14 protein-coding genes are annotated in these 21,149 nt (G+C 60.4%); 6 read left to right on the forward strand and 8 right to left on the reverse strand.

Features of this window, described 5'->3' with window-relative positions:
• Nucleotides 1–70 precede the first annotated feature (70 nt).
• From murJ to J7E80_RS15210, 5 genes are all read left to right on the forward strand, one after another.
• Complete coding sequence (gene murJ / locus J7E80_RS15190; RefSeq protein ID WP_215052981.1) at nt 71–2,185, forward strand: murein biosynthesis integral membrane protein MurJ; 2,115 nt, start codon at nt 71–73, stop codon at nt 2,183–2,185.
• Nucleotides 2,186–2,358: 173 nt separating this feature from the next.
• Nucleotides 2,359–4,023, forward strand: a complete 1,665-nt coding sequence (locus J7E80_RS15195) for an ABC transporter substrate-binding protein (RefSeq protein WP_215052983.1) — start codon at nt 2,359–2,361, stop codon at nt 4,021–4,023.
• Between the two features lie 310 nt (nt 4,024–4,333).
• Nucleotides 4,334–5,290 carry a thioredoxin-disulfide reductase gene (gene trxB, locus J7E80_RS15200; protein WP_215052985.1) on the forward strand — a complete coding sequence of 319 codons (957 nt, stop codon included), beginning with the start codon at nt 4,334–4,336 and terminating at the stop codon, nt 5,288–5,290.
• A gap of 38 nt (nt 5,291–5,328) precedes the next feature.
• Complete coding sequence (trxA, locus tag J7E80_RS15205) at nt 5,329–5,655, forward strand: thioredoxin (RefSeq protein ID WP_003800194.1); 327 nt, start codon at nt 5,329–5,331, stop codon at nt 5,653–5,655.
• A gap of 4,182 nt (nt 5,656–9,837) precedes the next feature.
• Nucleotides 9,838–9,990, forward strand: coding sequence for a hypothetical protein (locus J7E80_RS15210; protein WP_215052987.1), 153 nt, complete (start codon nt 9,838–9,840; stop codon nt 9,988–9,990).
• Nucleotides 9,991–13,067: 3,077 nt separating this feature from the next.
• On the opposite strand, the gene J7E80_RS15215 is transcribed toward J7E80_RS15210, so the two are convergent.
• The 8 genes from J7E80_RS15215 to rpmH all read right to left on the reverse strand — a co-directional run bounded on the left by J7E80_RS15215 (nt 13,068) and on the right by rpmH (nt 18,737).
• Complete coding sequence (locus J7E80_RS15215; RefSeq protein ID WP_215052989.1) at nt 13,068–14,324, reverse strand: ParB/RepB/Spo0J family partition protein; 1,257 nt, start codon at nt 14,322–14,324, stop codon at nt 13,068–13,070.
• A gap of 67 nt (nt 14,325–14,391) precedes the next feature.
• Complete coding sequence (locus J7E80_RS15220) at nt 14,392–15,447, reverse strand: ParA family protein (RefSeq protein ID WP_311380850.1); 1,056 nt, start codon at nt 15,445–15,447, stop codon at nt 14,392–14,394.
• Between the two features lie 86 nt (nt 15,448–15,533).
• Nucleotides 15,534–16,184, reverse strand: a complete 651-nt coding sequence (rsmG, locus tag J7E80_RS15225; RefSeq protein WP_215052991.1) for a 16S rRNA (guanine(527)-N(7))-methyltransferase RsmG — start codon at nt 16,182–16,184, stop codon at nt 15,534–15,536.
• A 19-nt stretch (nt 16,185–16,203) separates the two neighbouring features.
• Complete coding sequence (locus J7E80_RS15230; RefSeq protein ID WP_215052993.1) at nt 16,204–16,770, reverse strand: R3H domain-containing nucleic acid-binding protein; 567 nt, start codon at nt 16,768–16,770, stop codon at nt 16,204–16,206.
• The gene (gene yidC, locus J7E80_RS15235; RefSeq protein WP_215052995.1) at nt 16,770–17,744 is read right to left on the reverse strand and encodes a membrane protein insertase YidC; all 975 of its coding nucleotides are present in this window, start codon (nt 17,742–17,744) and stop codon (nt 16,770–16,772) included. The genes J7E80_RS15230 and yidC overlap by 1 nt, the downstream gene beginning before the upstream one ends.
• Before the next feature lie 16 nt (nt 17,745–17,760).
• The gene (gene yidD, locus J7E80_RS15240) at nt 17,761–18,156 is read right to left on the reverse strand and encodes a membrane protein insertion efficiency factor YidD (RefSeq protein WP_215052997.1); all 396 of its coding nucleotides are present in this window, start codon (nt 18,154–18,156) and stop codon (nt 17,761–17,763) included.
• Nucleotides 18,149–18,559 carry a ribonuclease P protein component gene (gene rnpA, locus J7E80_RS15245; RefSeq protein ID WP_215052999.1) on the reverse strand — a complete coding sequence of 137 codons (411 nt, stop codon included), beginning with the start codon at nt 18,557–18,559 and terminating at the stop codon, nt 18,149–18,151. Before rnpA ends, yidD begins: the two co-directional genes overlap by 8 nt.
• Nucleotides 18,560–18,599: 40 nt before the next feature.
• On the reverse strand, nt 18,600–18,737 hold the full coding sequence (rpmH, locus tag J7E80_RS15250; RefSeq protein ID WP_011776797.1) for a 50S ribosomal protein L34: 138 nt from the start codon (nt 18,735–18,737) through the stop codon (nt 18,600–18,602).
• 469 nt (nt 18,738–19,206) lie between these two features.
• Between rpmH and dnaA the strand changes: the two genes are divergently transcribed.
• Nucleotides 19,207–20,628, forward strand: a complete 1,422-nt coding sequence (gene dnaA / locus J7E80_RS15255) for a chromosomal replication initiator protein DnaA (protein ID WP_215053001.1) — start codon at nt 19,207–19,209, stop codon at nt 20,626–20,628.
• Nucleotides 20,629–21,149 lie beyond the last annotated feature (521 nt).

Raw genomic sequence — 21,149 nt, forward strand, 5'->3', positions numbered from 1 at the left:
CACCCCGGTCCCATTCCCTGTCTCCCTGGGTTACCGCTTTAATGCACGCGCGGGTGAGACGATGAAGACAATGTCAGCAGCCAATCCACCATCCGAACAGCCCGGCGAGACACCCCCGGGTGCGGTGCCGGCCGGCGACGCTGCGTCCAGCGCCGCCCAGCCCGGCGAGGCACGCTCCAGCGCCATCATGGCCGCAGGGACGCTGGTTTCCCGCATCCTGGGCTTCGGCAAGACCTGGATGCTGGGCGCCGCCCTCGGGCTGGGTTCCACGGTCACCGACACGTTCATCAACGCCAACAACCTGCCAAACCTGATCTTCCTGCTCGTGGCCGGCGGCGTCTTCAACGCTGTGCTCGTGCCGCAGATCATCAAAGCAAGCAAGGGCCCGGACAGGGGAGCGGACTACATCAGCCGCCTCCTCACGCTGGCGGTGCTGGTACTGCTGTCCCTGACCCTGCTGGTGACGCTGCTGGCGCCCGCTGTCATCGAGCTGACCACCCAGGGGTACTCGCCGCAGCAGAAGTCCCTGGCCGTCTCCTTCGCATTCTGGTGCCTGCCGCAGATCTTCTTCTATGGCCTGTATGCCCTCCTGACCCAGGTCCTTAATGCCAACGGCGCCTTTGGTCCGGCCATGTGGGCGCCCATCCTGAACAACATCGTGGCCATCGCCGGCCTGGGCATGTTCATCTTGATTTTCGGTGCCAACGCGGCCAACCCGCATTCCCTCGACAACTGGGGACCCACCCAGACGTTCTTTGTCGCCGGGTTCTCCACGATCGGCGTCACCTCCCAAACCGCCATCCTGCTCATCCCCGTGTTCCGGCTGAAGCTGGGCCTCCGTCCGCGCTTCGGCTGGCGTGGAGTGGGACTCGGCCAGGCAGCAAAGCTGAGCGTCTGGACGCTCCTGACTGCCGCCGTCGGGCAGCTCGCCTTCCTGTACGTGATGCGCATCGCGACCATCCCGGGTGCCGAGCGGCTCCGCCTGGAGAAGGCAGGGAACCCGGCCGCCGCGATGCTCCCCGGCAACGCCGTTCTGGAGGTGGCCAGCCAGCTGTATCTGCTGCCCCACTCCATCATTGCCCTCTCGCTGGCCACGGTGCTCTTCAACCGGATGACCCACGCCTCCCAGGAGGGGAACCGCGACGAACTGCGCAACGCCCTCTCCCAGGGCCTGCGCACGATGGCTGTGGCGACCGTCTTCGGAGCCCTGGCCCTCTTCGCCCTGGCCGGCCCGCTGGGCATGTTCTTCTCGGGCGGGCTCCGCACGGACGGGGTCATGCTGGCACAGACCCTCACGATCCTGGCTCTCAGCACGCCGTTCATGAGTGCGAACTTCATGATGTCCCGCGTTTTCTACGCCAATGAGGACGCCCGGACCCCGTTCTACATCCAGCTGGTCCTGGCGCTGGTCAATGTCGTCGCGGCGTTCTTCATCCAGTTCCTCCCGTTCGACCAGATCATCTTTGCCATCGCCATTCTTTACACCGGCGGGAACATCCTCTCCGTGATCGTGAGCGCGTTCTTCCTGCGCCGGCTTCTGGGGCATCTGGACGGGCCGCGGATCGCCAACTCCTACATCCGCATGGGCTACGCCGCCCTCGGTTCGGCCGTCGCCGGGGTGGGCGCGCTCTGGCTGCTGGGCAGCTACAGTCCGGTGGGCTTCGCCTGGAGCAGCCGCCTGGCCGCACTGGTGACCATCATCGTCGTCGGGCCTGTCATGCTGGCGGTCTATCTGCTCCTGCTGAAGCTGTTCCGCGTCTCTGAGTTGCGCGACCTGCTGCGTCCGCTGCTGGGGCGGCTTGGCCGCGGCCCTGCTGCCCCGGCCGGACCACCCACCGAAGGCGCTGCCGGAACAGCCGCCGGCACCGCTTCAGCGGCCGGCGCCTCCGGTGCTTCCGCCGCCCCGGGACGGCCGACGGCGGAACGCGCCACGATCTCGGTGGACACCGGACTGATTCCACGGATCTCGGGCGAATTCGACTCCGCCTCCTTCCGCGTCGGACCGGCGCCCATGCCGGAACAGGACGCCCACCGCACCTCCGGCTACCTCCCCGGGGAAGACGTGCCCAGCACGGCCCGCGGCAACAGGCTGCGCGCCGAGATCCCCATCCCGGGCCGCAGAGCGTTCCAGGGAAAACCCGGCCAGAACCCCTATTTCAAGTCCCGGCGCAAGAAGAAAAAATGACCGTCTGTCCGTAGTGTCCAGGCCCGTGTCACACGGCCGTTGCACCGCATCGGCTAGGATCGAAAAAGAACAAGGGTAGTTGCAGGTCAGGGTCAGCCGGCTTGCGGGAGGTCTTCCCGCGGTGACGAAATCACCATGGCCCGCGCAATTCCCGGACAGCCTAGGAGGAACACGTGTCCCACCCGATCGATGTCGGATCAGTACTTGGCGGCCGCTATAAGGTCACGGCCACAGTACTGAGTTCGCATGACCAGGATCTGGTGCTCGACGGTGTTGACCAGGTGCTCAACCGTCCGGTCAGCATCCTGGTGGCCGGTCCGCACAACGCGGACCAGGTGGCTCAGAGTGCCCGTGAAGTGGCCACCGGGGAGCGCCCGGGCAACGTGCAGATCCTCGATCTTGGCGTCAGCGACTCCACCACATACCTGATCACCAACCACACAACCGCCGTTGACCTGCTGGACCTTGTGGTTGCCTCCAACCCCCCCTATGTCGAACCGTTCTTTACGGACACGCTGGGCAGTGAGATCTTCGGCCAGGCACGCTCCCTTGAACCGGAAATTTACGACGACGAGGAAGAGGTTGACGCCGGCTACATTAGTTACGCCGATGCCCACCCGCGGCAGGCAGACTCGTATCCCGCGTCCATGCAGGGCCGCAACTCCGGTGAGCACGGCTCCCGTCCAAGCGCGTCGCAGCAGCCTGCCGGCGCCAACTCACCGGGCGTCCCTGGGCGCAAGGCTCCCATTGTTCCGCCCCTTCCGCCTGGCCGCCCCGGCTCTGTTCCGCCGGGCGCCGGCGCGGCAGCCGGTGCCGCTGCCGGGGGCGCGGCCGCCACCCGTGGCCGCCAGCAGACGGAAGCTCCCGAGACGACTGCACCCCAGCCGGTCCAGCGTGAGAACGTGGAGCAAGCTCTGCTCCAGCGCGAAGGCAACCGTTCCGCCAATCCGTCAGTCGGCTCGCAAGAGAGCGCCCCTGCCGGTGCTGGCGTCGACGACGACCAGCCCAGGGTGTCGCTATGGTCCGAGGACGACTACGACTATCCAGTTGCGGACGAGTACGCCGACGACCAAAACGCCCAGCACGAAAACAGCGGGCACTCGGACCGGAGGGCCGGCAACTTCCCTGCGGTCGCCAGGACCACCAGTCCGGCTGCAGCAGGCGACTACCACGACGAAGATCACAACCCCCAGAGTGAACCGCGCTCCATGCGGTGGCTGGTTGGCGGCCTGCTGGCGGCCGTCCTCATTGTCGGGCTCATCTTCGCTGTCACCAACCTCGGGAGCCTGTTCAAGACCACGCCCCAGGCACAGTCGACACCACCGGCATCGTCAGCTGCTCCGCAGACGGCCACTCCTTCGCCCACCCAAAGCACGGCCCCGGCGGTGGGCCCGCCCGCGGTGGAGAGTGTCACGCGTCAGGGCACCTTTGATTTCGCCTCCACCTACGACAACGATCTCAGCAAGACGTTCGACGGCAACGCTGCCAGCTACTGGTCCGACATGGAGTTCGCAACGGACAACTGGGGTGGTCTGGCTCCCGACGGCGTTCCCCTTGTGGTCAAGCTGAAGGGCCCGTCCAAGGTCTCCTCGATCACCCTCAACCAGCTGGGCGGGTCGGGTGGAAGCATCAGCGTCTTCACCAACGACCGACCGTCGATGGACGGGGCCAAGCAGGTGGGCACCAACAGCTTCACCTCGCCTGACCTCACCATGCCGCTCGCTGAGCCGGTGACGGCCCAGTACGTGATCGTGTCCATCAAGAACCTGCCCAAGCTCGCTGCCCCGAAGACCCGCTACGGCTTCGGCCTCCGCCTTGCGGAGATCCGCATCCAGTAGCGAGTCCAGTCCTGAAGGAGACGGGTGCCTGGCCCTGCCCTGTTCGTCAGTTCTTCAGGCATTGGTGCCTGCGTTTGGGCACGCAGCCCGGCTGGTGCCTGATAAGGCGTACCACAAGGTAACGCGCGCGCCCTGAGACAGGTCAAGACGGTAACCTTGGGGAGCGTCTTGTGATGATCTGTCCGTGCAGGCCCCGAAGCGGCTGCGTCCAGCGTCCAACACGTCTGGAATATTCGGCATCACCAAACAGTTGTGCCATGTGGCCGGCCGCGAGGCTGGCCCGTCGATTAAGGAAGAGGTTCACCGTTCAGTGAGCAACGCAGAAAACAGCGCGTCAGAAGTACGTGATGTCATTATCGTCGGCTCCGGTCCGGCAGGTTACACAGCGGCTGTCTACACGGCGCGTGCCAACCTAAAGCCACTGCTTCTTGCGGGTTCCGTCACTGCCGGCGGTGAACTGATGAACACCACGGACGTCGAGAACTACCCTGGATTCCCAGAAGGCATTATGGGTCCGGACCTGATGGAGAACTTCGAAAAGCAGGCCGTCCGCTTCGGAACTGAAATCCAGTTTGAGGACGTTACCGCGCTGGGGCTCGACGGCGACATCAAGACCGTGACCATCGCAACAGGGGAGACCTTCCGCGCCCGGTCCATCATTCTTTCCACCGGCTCCGCCTACCGCGAGCTCGGCCTCGCGAACGAGAAGCGTCTTTCGGGTCACGGTGTCAGCTGGTGTGCAACCTGCGATGGTTTCTTTTTCAAGGACCAGGACATTGCCGTCATTGGCGGTGGCGACTCCGCCATGGAAGAGGCGCTCTTCCTGACCAAGTTCGCGCGCTCCGTCACTGTGGTTCACCGCCGCGATAGCTTGAAGGCCTCGAAGATCATGGGCGACCGGGCGCAGGCACACGAGAAGATCAGCTTCATCTGGAACACTGCCGTGGACGACGTACTCGGGGACGACAAAGTCACCGGCCTCAAGCTCAAGAATCTGCTGGACGGAACTGAGTCCGAGCTGGCGGTAACCGGCGTCTTCGTCGCGATCGGCAACGATCCCCGGACCGAACTGGTCAAGGACACGCTGGAGATGACAGCCGCCGGAACCATCGCTGTGGAGGGCCGCAGCTCGCGGACCAGCATTAGCGGAGTCTTCGCGGCCGGCGACGTCGTGGATCCCACGTACCGCCAGGCCATCACGGCGTCCGGTTCCGGCTGTGTCGCCGCGCTTGACGTCGAGCACTACCTCGCTGACCTTCACGCCTGACCGGCGCTGAGCATCATTCGAAGAGAGAGACAAGGGTTATGAGCAACGCAAAAGATGTAACAGACGCAAGCTTCAGCACGGACGTACTCGCTGCTGACAAGCCGGTGATCGTGGATTTCTGGGCCGAATGGTGCGGCCCCTGCCGGAAGCTCGGCCCCATCCTGGACGAGATCTCGGTGGAGTACGGTGAGAAGGTGAACGTCGTCAAGGTAAACGTCGACGACAACCCCGCCATCGCGGCCGAGTACGGCATCACCTCCATCCCGGCCGTCTACTTGTTCCAGGGCGGCGAAGTGAAAAGCACTGTCATCGGGGCCAAGCCCAAGCAGTTCTTCGAGAAGGAATTTGCGGACGTTCTGTCCTAACAAGAGCGCGTCACCTGCCGCCGTATGGCGGCAGGCTCGTGGCTACCACTCCAGGGGAGTGGTAGCCACTCTTGTTTTCCGGTGGTCTTCGCCGCCGACTAGCTGAGCGGGCTACCCGAGCTGGCTGCCTCGATGGGCTGCTGTCGGGCATTGGTCGGGGGGATTGAAGAGGAGAGCTTCTGTTGGCTCTGCACCTCAAGCGTTGGTTTCAAGGTCTGCGGGAGCGTGATATCAACCAACACGCGGCTCATTCGGATGTGTCTTTCGCCCAGATGCCCTGCTCTCCAGCGGCGAGTCCGAGGGGGAGTCAGGCCAAATCTGCTTATGAGTTTTCCACGCCGCTCCCGATGCGGCGACCCGCTGCAGAAATATCCTGGGACGGGCCAGGCGGAGCGGGCTCGGTGTCCCTTGCAGAATTAACAGGCCCGCTCCCAGATTAACGGGCCTGCTCCCAGACAGGGCCTGCCGACGACTGTCCAAGACGTGGTCGGCGAATGCTTGAGGTGGCCCGCACCGATTGCCCTCATGCAAGGTGTTTCACGTGAAACATCCCTTCCTTCTGTTTGACCATTTCCCTCTAAACCGACCGCTAATCCGTGGATTCGCCGTGGTTGACTCTGTGGCGCCACTGTCCCATCCTGGCTTCGTGAAAGCTTGGAACCCATCTGGGTTCACCGAGGGTCCGGAAGAGCAAGGGCGGTTCTCCAAAGCCGCCAGTCACCGGCATTGGAAAACTTCGAGTAGCCACAAAGTGGCCATAGTCCCACTCGGCGGCAGTCGGGGCCAGTCAACGCATCACGCGACGACGCCTCGGGTCCGACATGCAGAGCCTTGCCCTCGCCGAATCAGCGTACCCGAGCTCAACCGGCATAACGAGATGTCGACCGCCCACCACTGAAAAATCGTGGACCGACGATCGTTTAGCAGGTCCACCCAACACAACGACCAGGCAATCTGCCAAGCCAACGTCGGGTTTTAGCGTCAGGAGAGGCTCTGCCTCAATCAAGATTCCAGATGGCGCTGGCAGCGTTGCCGGTCATGTTTCACGTGAAACAACGCGCCTAGCTCGTTTAGCAGGTGGCGGCACACCCGCCACTTCAGCAAGAAACTCTGCCCTCGACCAAGACAAATCCATGAGGATAGGAGCGTTGGATCCGCTCCCTCGCCGAGATGGGCGAGTTTGACGTGAGCATCCTCAACCAGATCCCGGAACTATTCGGGGTGCCAGGCCACTCAGCCAAACGAATCCCTTCAAATGCAGAATTTGAGAAGATGCCCAGGAAAAATGGTGACAACCCATGTCCTGTGATAGGTGTTGGACCTGTTTTAGTGCCAATGATGACGGCAACGGCAATTCCCAAACCGTATTCATAACCGATATCAGTTTCTTAAATACACTCCAGCCCGCAGCTCCAGGACGTGGTTACGCCGAGCACGGCGGAATCGGCATACTGGATCTGCGAGTGGATAGAGCGTCAGTTATCCGCACAAGGCCACAGTGCGCCTTCGGTCGCGTGATGGTGACCAGAGGAGTCTGAGTTAGCTGTGCCAACAGAGCGAAACGGGTCCTCTCCGACCCCCAGCCCAGTTTCCTGCAGACGGGTTCCTGCAGACGGGTTCCTGCAGACGGGCTCCTGCAGACGGGCAAGAATCGAATCCTCGGCCATAAACGCATCCGAAATGTCCGCCAACATTCCTGTTCCGGCAAGTCCACCAATGTTCCATTCCGGCAAATTCTGCATTCCGGGCAGTCACTCGCGCGTGAATAGGCAGAGGAGCAGCCTAGAACAACTGGCATAGAGTAAGCGGGGAGCGGAGGAGTAAAGGAAGGCAGAACCGCCCTGCCTCGGTGGCCACTGAGCCTGTTTCACCTAAATCGTAGGCGTCCTGCTTCCGAACACCTTTTGTACCCTTCATGCGGAAAACCATTACGTGGCAAAGAGCGGCCAGGACTAAGAGCCCTTCGTACCGGGCTCCTCAATGCGCCTGTGCTCCGCAGCGTGGTGGCTACATGCCCACCTCCACTTGAATTGCGTGCGGGTCATTCACATACTCGTGATGCCTGACTGACTGAACATGATGACTCCTGGGCCCACACGAACAGGCGCCGCATGCCGCGTGCGATGATGCCGTTTGTCGGAGCAGCGGAAAGAGCCCGGTCGTTTCACGTGAAACACACATCCATCGACATCGTCGATAGAGGAAACGTTCGCCGTTGCTACCCAATGACGTGCGGCGTATGCGTGCCTATTTGTTCTAAACGGGCATACATCTGTCATCGGTGGACGCAGGCATCTTGCCGGATATTGCCGCACACGAATCCTCGAGGGGCGACCCAGGTGAGAAAGTACGGGGGGTCGTTTCACGTGAAACAAATGATCTACGTCAAAGCTAGCCGGACGCACCAATCTTTCCCACCGTGCGAGCTGGTCATAACGGCGTCATCACCACGGGGACGCCGCCGTCTCGCCCGCGCTGCTGACCACGCAACTGTTTCACGTGAAACACTCCAGCGAACTACCACGCCCACAGGCTGACAGGGGAAGCCGGCCCACGGTCTTGTCTGTGATGGGGTGTCATCTGGCCACACCGCCCGAGTTTGGGGGCCATCGGGTTATTGGAAGCATGCTGACCTCTGTTGTCCGACTGAGTCTGCGATACCAAAATGAAGGTATGCTGGGGCGCCTGTACCGAGCAGCGCTCCATCAGGCTCCGCAGCCGGGCGCGGACGACAATAGCCACGAATACGTCCAGACGATCCTTCATACCCTGCAACAGCCGCACATATTGTGGGGGAGCTGCCTAATCGAGGGCTTTCTGCTGCATCAGGCCACCGCTGTCTAATCGCTTGGCCTGAATAGGTCGCGGCTATCGGCGGGCCATCAGGTGGCCCATGTCATCAGGCAGTCCCATAAATCCCGTCCCTCTAAATCGCCCTTTCGAGGATGGCGTCAGTTACCGCCAACATCATTCACAGAATGAGGCTCAAGGGCTATCGATTTGCTGTTTGGCCGAACTCGGGCGTGGAGGGCTGGCGGCCTGATGAAGACAAGATCTTACACACTCGGGCCCATCACCCCCGAGCGGTGCAAGAGGCTCTTCCAGCGAAACGCCCTTCTGGGAGACACTCAGGGAAATGTAGCTGGGGCCCGGGGTCCCGAAGAACCTACCTCCAAGGCAGATGGTCCGAGGTCGTTCGTGGAATCCATGGGATTCCACAACGCGGGTGGCAGTGCGCTGGAGACATCCAGTTGATCACCGCCGGCGTCCACCGACGCTAACAGGACCACGGGCAACTCCTGAGCTAGGACAGTTGGAAGAATCTGGGTGTAGCAGTCAATCACCAGCCCAGGTCGAGATCAGGCCAAACATCAGGTCGGCGGCTGCACACAGACGGCGCAGAGTCATGGAGCCCAGCCAGCTCGGGATGCAGTTCCATCCCCTACGAGGGGGTGACTCGACCTGAGACGCAGCATCGAAACAGCGAAACGGAAAGACGGAACCCGCGGAACGCATCGCTAGAGACGGAAAGAATGGGGCCGAGGTGGGGGTTCGAGGCGATTGCCAAACCCACAAGCATGAGATTATTCACATGGTTATCCACAGCACAAGCCACAGGCTTTTCCACAGTCTTTTCCACAGACCAGATGTGATAGGGTGCGTCTTCGACAGGGCGTCTACCGAAGCTTGTAGGGTCCATCTGAAGTGGGTGTCGCTATCGGACCAACCGAGGCCCAGATTCCGGGCAGGCGCGTGTCCTCGAATGTGGGCGTGTTTCAAGCAGAAATTAAACCCTTTCCGCTCAACCTACGGCTGCCCGTCGATGTTTTTCTCCCCATTTTCGAGATGAGATGCTCGTCACAATCGTTTCACGTGAAACGAACGCGTCGTTGGTCCGGCTCGCGGTTCAAATGGGGAGTCGCCCAGGGATCAACATGCAACCGGATCCCACCCCGATTGATGCCGGTTGAGCCGGTTGTCCCCACACTTATCCCCAAACTTATCCACAGGATTTTCCACCGCGTTATCCACGCCTATATCCACAATCGGTCGCTGCCTTCCACATGCACTCGTTGCCCGAGACACGTGCATCCAGCGCAGACCAAGCTCGAATGCACGGTCGAAGGGAAGCAAGAAGTAGAACCCTTCTCCATGGAGAGCCCTCGGAAAAGTGACCCAGCCATGGAAGATATCTGCCAGGTCCTTGCCGTTCCGGTGGTTGGGGAGCGTCCCAGGATCTGGGGCAGCTCGGCTGTCTTGATGGCATCAGCCTTGCTCCGCCACGGTGCTTTCAACAGCTCGATCGTCAACGAGTGGTGGGCCACCACTGCGTGAGGTGTGAGCCATAAGGCATTCAACACCAGGTCCGTAGTATGAACGCTCACCACCAAGTGCCTGCAATCCCCTGAGGAGCCGATTCTCACAGGCCGCGGGTACGTAGGGCGCACTCAGCCACACAAATAGGGCGCAGTATCCTGGTCTTCAGATCGGACAGACGCCATGAATAAGGAAGACATTCCCCTGCCCTCGATCGTCCAGCTCTGGGGCAACCAGCAGAACTCCCGTTGCGTCAGAACGGGCATCGCATCACAACGCCCCTTCGGAGTGAGCGCTACTCCCGTTGCCGTGATAGACAGCTATCACGACGTCCGGCAGGGAAGACCCGATGTCGCGGTAACCAGCCCAGACAGTACCTAAGCGCCGTGAACGATCACGCCGTTCGGAAGATCAGCTCCGCCACACGCCGGCGCCGCTCCCCTCCGCATTCTCGGGAGGCTACCTCGTTCTGGGGAGGCTGCTGCGCTCTGGGGAAGCTTCTTCCCTCCTACTACGGGAGGGCACCGAATCTCCTCCTCCTTCAATAGCGCAGACTATTCATCTCACCATCCCACATCCTGTTTCACGTGAAACAGACCACGACTTGGTTTCACGTGAAACGGCAATGCAGCCAAGGTTGTGGTCGTCGGCAGCCCCTGAGCAGCGATTAGAAAGGTCCTGCAGACATAGTGTTCATCGGTCCTAAAGTTCACGGGTCGGATAGTTCAAGCGACTCCGCAGGCACCCACCCTCGGACGTAGCATACGGCCGAGCTACAAGTGGGCCCACACTATTTTCTCTATAACTCGTGACATTTATGCGCCACACCTACCTTCTGCGCCACACCAGGCCGTACCAGGCTTCAGCGGCCGCACTCTCCTCGAATGCTTTCTGCCCACCCACGTTCCCTGTTCCAAGATTCTCAATGCGGTCGGGGGAGCAAGAAGAACGGGAAGAAGCGAGGGAAGTCACGGCAGCCTCAACCTCGGATCTGTCGGCGGAAGATGTTGCGGATCGCACTCGGGTAGCTAGGTCCTACGCTTGAGAGTTTGGAATTTGAGGGTTTCCATTTGAGCCCCTGCGTGACGGCGGCCCGAGATCATTTGGTGGACATACGACGCCAGCGCACTAGCTGCGTCCGCATCGGCGCACGGTGATTACACCCCTGCTGCTGCTAGGCGTGAGGCCTATCCTACCCAATGCCAATTAAGCAGCGTCGTTACATATGAACGACCCATTCCCCAAGCGATGAACGTTCAGAATTGCCAGAACGCAGACGCAGAGTGAACACGCTCAAGACTTCAGAAAACGTACCAACCGCGCACGTTTCACGTGAAACACCCTCCCACGGGGTTCCGGTGCATTACCCCTCAGAGATTTCAGCAGTTGCGGTGCCTAAGCTTGGCTGGCGCTTCAGTGGTTCAGCGCTCCTTAAAATGCCAGCGTCAGAAACTTTGCAAACGCCCCGAGGAGCAGTCCACCATCGTGAGCAGTCCACCATCGTGTCCGGGAGCTTTGGCGGACATGGATAACGGTGCACTCTGCGTGGCGGCGTGGGGACTTGTCCGGTCGGACCTTGCCGCACGCCCCAGCGGAGGCCGGGGATAAGGGCGTCAAGGGGACAGGTGATCCTTTCACATCACAAAGCACTTCAGACAGCGCCAGGACTGATCTCTTCCGTCAAATCGCTCGAGTTTGATCCGTGGCGCGACGAGAATATTGCAGTGGCCCGGCGAGAAGCAACAACATGATAGTCCCGGCCGAGAACAACAACTTGCCATGATAAACGGGCAATCCACACTACCTGCAGCCATCTTGGCCGGTTTCACGTGAAACCATGCACCTGCGCGAGGATTTGAAACCTATCTCCAGGACAAAGCACCAACGAATCGAGCGCAGATCGGGCACTGCGAAGGAATGGTTTGCACGATTAGATCGCTCGCATCTGGGTCGACGAGCAGAGACAGCACGATAGTCCAGACCGAGAACTCCACACTTGCACTCAGAAGCGGGCGAGCAACACCACCTGCGGGGGACTCTGCCCTGTTTCACGTGAAACCGTGCCCCTGCATGAGGATCCGAAACCTACCTCCAGGACAAAAGACCCTGCGCAGGAGTGTTTGGACCCCTGAAAAGCCGTGGTTTCCGCTCACAAAGGGGGTTTCAATCAGCGACCACGCCGTTAGCGCAAGAACTTGTTACGGGGAACCACATGTCCCTTTGCTGCAAAAGGACGTAAGCCTACATTCACGCCCACCTCTTAGCCTGAAACCTGTGGAAAGCACCGATCTGGACCTAGAATGAGCGGGCAGGCTTGCCCAGATCAGAGAGCGCGCCTACACGTCCATGCAGCTGCCTTGAGCGCTACTTCACTCTCTTCTGTCTGTTAGAGGCCGAGAAGGCCCACTCAGAGCTGCAGAAGAACGATTAACGCAGCATCCCTGGAGTACCTGCTAGCGCCGGATGGCTGCCAGGGAGGAGTTGGAATATCTACATAGCGATGCATTTCGCTCAAAAAGACCAGCGAACAACTACGATAAAAGGCCATCGCGTCACTAGAAGGCCATCACGGAACTGAATTCGAACCAAATGGGCATTACATGGTGCCCATCGCTATAGGCCGCTACACCCGCATTCTAGTGCCCGGAACATCGCCTGTTTCAGTTGTCGCGCTGCAAGCTGACCCGATCCGCACATACCGAGGGAGTCCAGAGCAGACGTGAAAAATCGTCCACGCACATCCAGCGCGGGCGGATCTCCCTTGTCTTCCATGCCGGCTGGGGCCCCTCCTTCATGCCGTCTAGCTTTTGGAAATCCACCTATTCAGCTCCCATGCCTCGCTTCTTACCGCAGAAACAACCCAAGTAGCAGAAACCCAGCGATCCAGCACCAGCTCCCGAACCCGAGAAGATCAACCCCTAGGGAACCGGCAGTCCACGCCAGGAACTCCACCTACCGAGCCAACACGGCGCGAATCACGCCACACAGAACCGATCACAGGGTAGAACGCCGCATAAGCCGGCGCACAAAAAAGGGGTCCGTTTCACATGAAACGAACCCCTCCATTGTTCAGCGTCTAACTTTCGGATCAGCGTCTAACTTTCGGATCCAGGCGCCAAAACATCCATAATCCGGTTGAGGTCTTCGACGCTCGCGAACTCGATGCTGACGCGGCCCTTACGCGCTCCCAGCGAAATCTTCACGTTGGTGTCCAGACGATCCGAAAGGGATGAGGCCAAGTAGTCCAGGCGCTCATGCCGCGCGCCGGGACGCGGGATGTTGTTTTTAGCGGGGGTTGCCGGATCCCGGTGAAGTGTGACTGCTTCCTCGGTGGCGCGCACCGACATACCCTCGGCCACAATGCGCTGGGCGAGACGTTCCATGGCCGCGGCATCCGGCAGGGAAAGAAGTGCTCGGGCATGGCCGGCGGAAAGAACGTTGGCAGCCACCCGACGCTGAACTAGAGGAGGAAGCTTGAGCAGGCGAAGTGTATTCGACACCTGCGGGCGGGAGCGTCCGATGCGGTCCGCCAGCTGTTCATGGGTGGTGCCGAAATCCTCGAGCAGCTGCTGGTAGGCTGCGGCCTCTTCCAGCGGATTCAGCTGACTACGGTGCAGGTTCTCCAACAGCGCATCGCGCAGAAGATCATCATCCGTGGTGTCCCGAACGATTGCCGGGATAGTAGCCAGTCCGGCAGCCTGAACTGCCCTCCAACGACGCTCGCCCATGACGAGCTCGTAGGGTTCTCCACCTTTTTCGGTTGAAGTGCGGACCACAATTGGCTGGAGGACGCCTATTTCCCGAACGGAGTGAACAAGCTCCGCCATGTCGTCTTCGTCGAAGACGGTACGGGGCTGTTTTCGGTTCGGATGGATGTCCGTGACCGGAATTTCTGCGAACCGGACTCCGGGTACTTCAACGAGCTCGACGTCGTCACGAGATGCTGACGCGGAGCCGTTGCGAGAAGCGACCTCCGGCGTGTTGGCTTCAACATCAGCCTGTCCTTCGGCGGCACCGGAAGACTGTGGCTTCCCGCTCGAATCGGAATCCGCTTCCTTGTCAGCCACGTTGGTGGGCGTCGCTCCCGATTTCGTACTGGCGGACCGAGTATTGGCTGACGGCGACTCATCGGCCTTGCCAGCTACAGCCGGCTTGGGTTCGTCAACAGCGGCAGCTGCTTCAGAGTCGATGGCCTCTGTGGCCGGCACGGCAGCGCGCTCAGTCTTGCGTGCTTCCGGAAAGAACAGATCCACTGGGCGTGACGGCGCTGCCCCGTCAACGGAAGCGCTGGCGGCGGAACTTGGAATGAGTGCGCCAAGTCCGCGACCGAGCCCGCGTCGCTTATCGCTCATGGATAAATCCCTCCATCGGAAGAGCCCGGCTAGGCCAGGCTCCGGCTGTTGCAGTGTTTGGAAAATTCTAACGCTCAGCGATTTCCGCTGCGGCTTCCAGATACGAAAGGGCACCGCTGGAGGATGGATCGTAAGTCATGACGGTCTGCTGGTAGCTCGGTGCTTCGGAGATCCGCACGGAGCGGGGGACAACTGCTCCCAGCACCTGGTTCGGGAAATGCTGGCGAACCTCAGCGGCCACCTGTGCTGCCAGGTTGGTGCGGCCGTCATACATGGTGAGCAGGATGGTGGATACGACCAGATCAGCGTTCAGATGCTTCTGGATCATTTCGATGTTCTTCAGGAGCTGGCTTAGCCCCTCAAGGGCGTAGTACTCGCACTGAATGGGAATCAGGACTTCGCCGGCAGCGCAGAAGGCGTTGACGGTCAGCAGTCCAAGGCTCGGCGGGCAGTCGATGAAAATGTAGTCCAGCCGCGGCTCGCCCTTTTTCTCGCGAACCTTCGCATACACGTCGATTGCACGGCGGAGACGCTGTTCCCTGGCCACGAGGGAGACAAGCTCGATCTCGGCTCCGGCAAGATGGATCGTGGCCGGGGCGCAGATGAGGTTGCTGATATCGGGGCACTGCGCAATGACATCCTCAAGAGCAACATCATTGATCAGGACGTCGTAAATGCTGTCCACGTCCGCGTGGTGCTCAATGCCCAGGGCTGTGGAGGCATTGCCCTGTGGGTCGATGTCAATGACCAGAACGTTGAGTCCAGCCGCGGCCAAGGCCGCAGCGATGTTGACGGTCGTGGTGGTCTTACCCACGCCACCCTTTTGATTTGAAACCGTGAAGACGCGGGTCTTCTCGGGCTTCGGAAGCTCGCGGCCCAGCAGCCTTTCGCGGCGTCTGTTCTCGTGCGCCAGCTCCCGGGCAATGGGGCTCGAGTCGTCCAACGTATCCAGAACGTTGGATTCGTCCAGCGTTTCACGTGGAACCTTGGCGAGATTTGTCTTTTCTGCAACCGGATTCAGGTGATTCAAGGCCGCAGCGATGGTGGGTCCAGCAACGGCGCGTGCCGACCCCAAAGACACAAACGGGGGGATCCGTTGTGTGAAGGTTTCGCTACTGGTCACTGGGACACACTCACTCTCGTTCGGCTTTTGCTGCCGCTCTCTAGCCTAACCGCTTCATCATCAAGACCTGCGGCACCGGGCCTGGACTAGGCGATCTTTTGGGACTTCTTCACTACGATACGCACCACGGTGGTGGGCTCTTCCAGCAGATTCTGGCCAACGGTGACGACCGAGGTCTCTACCCCACCCAGCTTACGAATGACCTTCGCGGCCTTCTGGATTTCCTCTGCCGCACTGCGTCCCTTGATGGCAACGACTTCGCCTTCCCCGTCAAGAAGCGGAATGGTGAGCCCGGCCAAGTTGCTCAGGGCTGACACCGCGCGGGCTGTGACGACATCGGCCTTGACCATACCTACGGCAAGCTCGGCCCGGGTGCGCATGATGGTGACATTGCTCAGTCCGAGGTCGTCAACGACTTCCTGGAGCCAGATCACCCGGCGTTCCAACGGTTCGATGAGCGTAAGCTCCAGATCCGGACGGGCGATGGCAAGGCAGAGGCCGGGCAACCCGGCGCCGCTGCCGACGTCGGCAACGTGGCTTCCCTGCGCGATTTCACTCTCGATGACAGCACAGTTCAGGACGTGCCGTCCCCACAGCCGGGGTATTTCCCGCGGGCCAATGAGGCCGCGTTCAGTACCCGACGTTGCGAGGTGCTCGACGTACCGTTCCGCCAAGCCCAGGCGGTCGCCGAAGATCTTCTCCGCCGCCTGGCGCTCAGCTGCCGTAATTTCAACCATCAGTCAGTCAGCCGGCGCTTCAGTCAGCAGAGACGACGATATGGCGGCCAGCACCTTCGCCTTCGGACTCGCTCACGAATCCCAGATCAGCAACGACGTCGTGGACGATCTTGCGCTCGTAGGCACTCATCGGCTCCAGAGCGACGGTTTCACCGGTTTCCTTGACGGTGGCCACGGCATCCTCGGCAATTTTCTGCAGGTGGCCGGCGCGTTCCTTGCGGTATCCGTTGATGTCGAGCACGAGGCGGGAGCGGTTTTCTGTCGCAGAAAGAACGCACAGGCGCGTCAGTTCCTGAAGAGCCTCGAGAACTTCACCGTCACGGCCCACGAGGCTTTCCAGCCTCGCCGATTCCTCCTCGGTAACGATGGAGATGTAGGTGCGTCCATTGCGGACCTCGATGTCGATATCGCCGTCGATGTCGGCAATGTCGAGCAGCTCCTCAAGGTAGTCAGCCGCGACGTCGCCTTCTTCTTCCAGACGGCTCACGGCTGTGCCCTTATCGGCCGCAGTCCCGGCCTCGGCTGCGTTGTCCTGGTCTTCGCTGATTTCAGCGGAAAGTGCGTGCTCTGAGCTTTCAACAGACATTACTTCTTCTTCCTGTTCTTACGTTGTGGCTGGATGCGCTGGCTCTTGGCCTGCGCTACTGCAGCTGCAGCGGCGGCCTCTGCCTCGACGTCGACCTTCTTGCTTCCCAGGATGGGGAGGGCCGGAAGGCCCTTGGCGGCGCGGCGCTCGGCGAGAGCCTTGGCGGCGGGGGAACCCGGCGTCGGCATACGGCGGATCACGAAGAACTGCTGACCCATGGTCCACAGGTTTGTGGTGGTCCAGTAGATGAGGACACCGATGGGGAAGTTGATGCCGCCCACGCCGAAGACGACGGGCAGGATGTAGAGCATCATTTTCTGCTGGCGCATGAACGGGCTCGCCATGGCCTCTTCGGACATGTTCTTGGCCATGATCTGCTTCTGCGTGATGAACTGCGAGGCCGTCATGGCCAGGATCATCACGATGGTCAGGACCGTAACCGCGACAGGGTTGCCTTCGGGGTTATGAAGCAGCGTTGCCGACAGCGGGGCACCGAAGATGGTGGACTCATCGAACTGTGCCACCTGATCGTGGCTCATGGCACCGATGCCGAGACCCTTGTCACGGGCGCCGCTGATGCCCGACAGCACCTGGAACAAGGCAAAGAAGAACGGCATCTGGATAAGCATGGGCAAACAGGCGGAGAACGGGTTGGTGCCGTGCTTCTTGTACAGGGTCATCTGTTCCTGGGCCATGGCCTGGCGGGACAGCTGGTCAGTCTTCCCCTTGTACTTTTCCTGCAGTTTCTTCAGGTCAGGCTGCAGGAGCTGCATGCCGCGCTGTGCCTTGATCTGCTTGACGAAGACGGGGATGAGGGCGGCACGGATCACCAGCACCAGCCCGATGATGGACAGCGTCCAGGTCCAGCCGCTGGCCTCGGGCAGCCCGATGCTGCTCAGGCCCTCATGGAAGCCCACCATGATGATGGACACAAGCCATTTGAACGGAAACATGATTGTTTCAAAGAAGTCCATACGATATCCCTATTCGTCAGGCCGCAGTGCGGCCTTCTTCATCAGTCCGAGCAGCCAGGTACTTGTCCGGGTTGTTCAGCACAACAATTGTGGGGGTCTGGTTTTCAGGCCATTCCCGGTGGCCGGCGGGGACATGGTCCACGCCGCCGGCATTCCATGGATGGCAGCGCACCAGACGCTTCGCCGCGAGCCAGCTTCCCTTGACGGCACCGTGAACGGTGATGGCCTCAAGCGCATATGCCGAGCACGAAGGAAAAAAGCGGCAGACCTGGCCGTACAAGGGTGAAATCACCTTGCGGTAGGCCAGGAGCAGAAGAATGAGGATATTGCGCGGCAGGTTCCAGATGAATCTGCCGGCAGCCGCTGCTGCGGACTTTGAAGAACGGACGACGGCGGCAGTCAGGTCAAGCACGCTGTGTCCCTTCCCGTGTTGTTCCGTTCGAACCAGTTCCCGTCGACCGTTCATGGCGGCCTTTCAGCCGCTTCATGGTGGTTTCCAAGGCAGCGTTGTAATCCGTCAGCAGTTCCTGCCAGCTGGCGGTCGCCGATGCAGGCAACGCACGCACCACAATAGCGAACCCGGTACCGTACTCGCGCAGCGAGGCGGCGCCGGCTTCCCTAAGTCTCCTCTTAACGAGGTTCCTGGCAACAGCGTTCCCGACACCCTTGGAAACAATGAACCCGATCCGGCTTGGTTCATCGGCCCCGATAGTTGCCGTATATAACACTACGTTCCGGCGTCCATTGCGGACGCCGGAACGTACAGTTGTTGAAAAATCGGTTGAGGTCCTAAGACGATTCCTGGTGGCCAGCACCGTTAAACCCGCAAAGGAAGGATCACCGACGAGTCAGTATTTAGGCCGACAGTTCGACGCGGCCCTTGCCGCGGCGGGCAGCCAAGATGGCGCGGCCGGCGCGGGTACGCATACGAAGGCGGAAGCCGTGCTTCTTGGCTCGACGGCGGTTATTCGGCTGAAAAGTCCGCTTGCTCACGTTAGTTACTCCAGTGGATCAAAGGTGCGCCCACCCGATCAAAGGGGAAGAACTGGCCGACGCTAAGTTTTTTGTATGTGTCTGCTTCCCCCGGTTTTCCGCGACGCTGGGCGTTTGGAAGGTCCAAAATGGGGTCAGAAAGCAGGCACAAAGGACTCCACAACGTTAGGCCAGGCCGCACCTTGGAGTCAAACCGGAGGGGCCGCTGCCAGCTTTCCCCAGCTGTGGCTAACTAGCGGTCCAAACCTGTGGATGAAGTGGGTCACTGGCCCTGTTTTCGAACCACAGCCGTGTAATTATCCACAAGCTACTTCCCAGCTATCTTCTAGGCTTTTCATCCCCTAGAGTGTCCCAGTAGCCGATTATCCACGGACTGTGCATAACCCTGTGGATTAAGCCGGGCCAGCATCCTGGATCCGGGCTTGTGGCTGCATGTAATGCAGGTAAGCAAGCTTGAGGAACCCGATTGATGACAGTAGACGAAGCAAACCACGCCAATACTGTCGGAAGTTCCTGGCGCCGCGTGGTGAATCTTCTCGAGCAGGACGACCGCGTATCTCCGCGGCAGCGCGGTTTTGTCATCCTCGCCCAAGCCCAGGGCCTCATCGGTTCCACGCTCCTGGTCGCCGTCCCCAACGAACTCACCCGCGAAGTACTCCAGACCCAGGTAAAGGACGCACTCGACGACGCGCTGCACAACGTCTTTTCGGACGATATCCGCTGCGCCATCGACGTGGACACAGATCTGGTGCCCCTCCACGAAGAGCCCGAATCCGCCGTCGAGCTTTCCCTCGTAGCTGACCAGTCGGTCGAGCTGAAGCCGCAGCCCATGCTGCCGAGCACCTCCCACGAATTCGGTCGGCTGAACCCCAAATACGTTTTCGATACATTCGTGATTGGATCTTCCAACCGCTTCGCCCACGCAGCCGCGGTGGCCGTGGCTGAAGCGCCGGCGAAGGCCTACAACCCGCTGTTTATCTATGGTGACTCGGGACTGGGAAAGACACACCTGCTGCACGCGATCGGCCACTACGCCCGCCGTCTCTACAGCGGCATCCGGGTGCGCTACGTGAACTCCGAGGAATTCACGAACGACTTCATCAACTCGATCCGTGACGACGAAGGCGCCAGCTTCAAGACCACCTACCGGAACGTTGACGTCCTGCTGATCGATGACATCCAGTTCCTCGCCGGCAAGGACCGGACGCTGGAGGAGTTCTTCCATACCTTCAACTCGCTGCACAACAACAACAAGCAGGTTGTGATCACCTCCGACCAGCCGCCCAAACTGCTGGCAGGCTTCGAAGACCGCATGAAGTCCCGCTTCGAGTGGGGCCTGCTCACGGACATCCAGCCGCCGGAACTGGAGACCCGCATCGCTATCCTCCGGAAGAAGGCCCTCAGCGAAGGCCTCTCCGCGCCGGATGATGCCCTGGAATACATCGCTTCCAAGATTTCCAGCAATATCCGGGAACTCGAGGGCGCCCTCATCCGGGTCACTGCCTTCGCCAGCCTGAACCGGCAGCCGGTCGACGTCGCTTTGGCCGAAATGGTCCTCAAGGACCTCATCACCGACGACGGCGCCCAGGAAATCACGTCCAGCCAGATCCTCACGCAGACCGCGGAGTACTTCAAGCTCAGCATGGAAGAGCTGTGCAGCAAGTCGCGGACCCGCACCCTGGTGACGGCCCGGCAGATCGCCATGTACCTCTGCCGGGAACTGACCGACATGTCACTGCCCAAAATCGGCCAGGAACTCGGCGGCCGCGACCACACCACGGTGATCCACGCTGACCGCAAGATCCGCGAACTCATGGCCGAGCGCCGTGTGATCTACAACCAGGTGACCGAGCTGACCAACCGGATCAAGCAGCAGCAGCGGGACTCCTGAGCCGCGCATCCATACCTTATTAACAGGCACGTGTGGATAACCCTGTGGACAGTTAAGGGGACAACCGCGGTTAATGGGCTTAAAACCCTTAAGGTGTCTGTGGATCGTCGGAACGGCCAAAAATGTTATCCCCATCCACAGCCTGTTTAAAACCTGCTCCGCCCACAATCCGTGAACAGGGCTTAACCCCGGATTCCTGCCGTGAAACCGAGTTATCCACAGTTTCCACAGCAGTTATTAACACTACTGATCCCAAAAAATTGAAATCCCTCAAACAACAATCTCGTTTCCCCACCCACACGGCCCTCCGACGACCATGGCACCGAAGGGTCGGTTGCCCTGCCGGGGATGGGGAAATCCCCAATGTTCCGGCTAAGCTGTCAGCAGCGCTCCCATCCCTGGGTCTGTCTGTGGTCCAGCAAGTGCGGACCATGCAGGTTCGGGTGTCCGGGCGCAAAGGTTTTGTGAACTCCCTGCGGGAGTTCCCGTTCAGAAAATGGCAGCAGCAATGAAAGGCGGCA

Origin of the sequence: Arthrobacter sp. ISL-28 (assembly GCF_018613875.1) — a bacterium.
Taxonomy (GTDB): Bacteria; Actinomycetota; Actinomycetes; order Actinomycetales; family Micrococcaceae; genus Arthrobacter.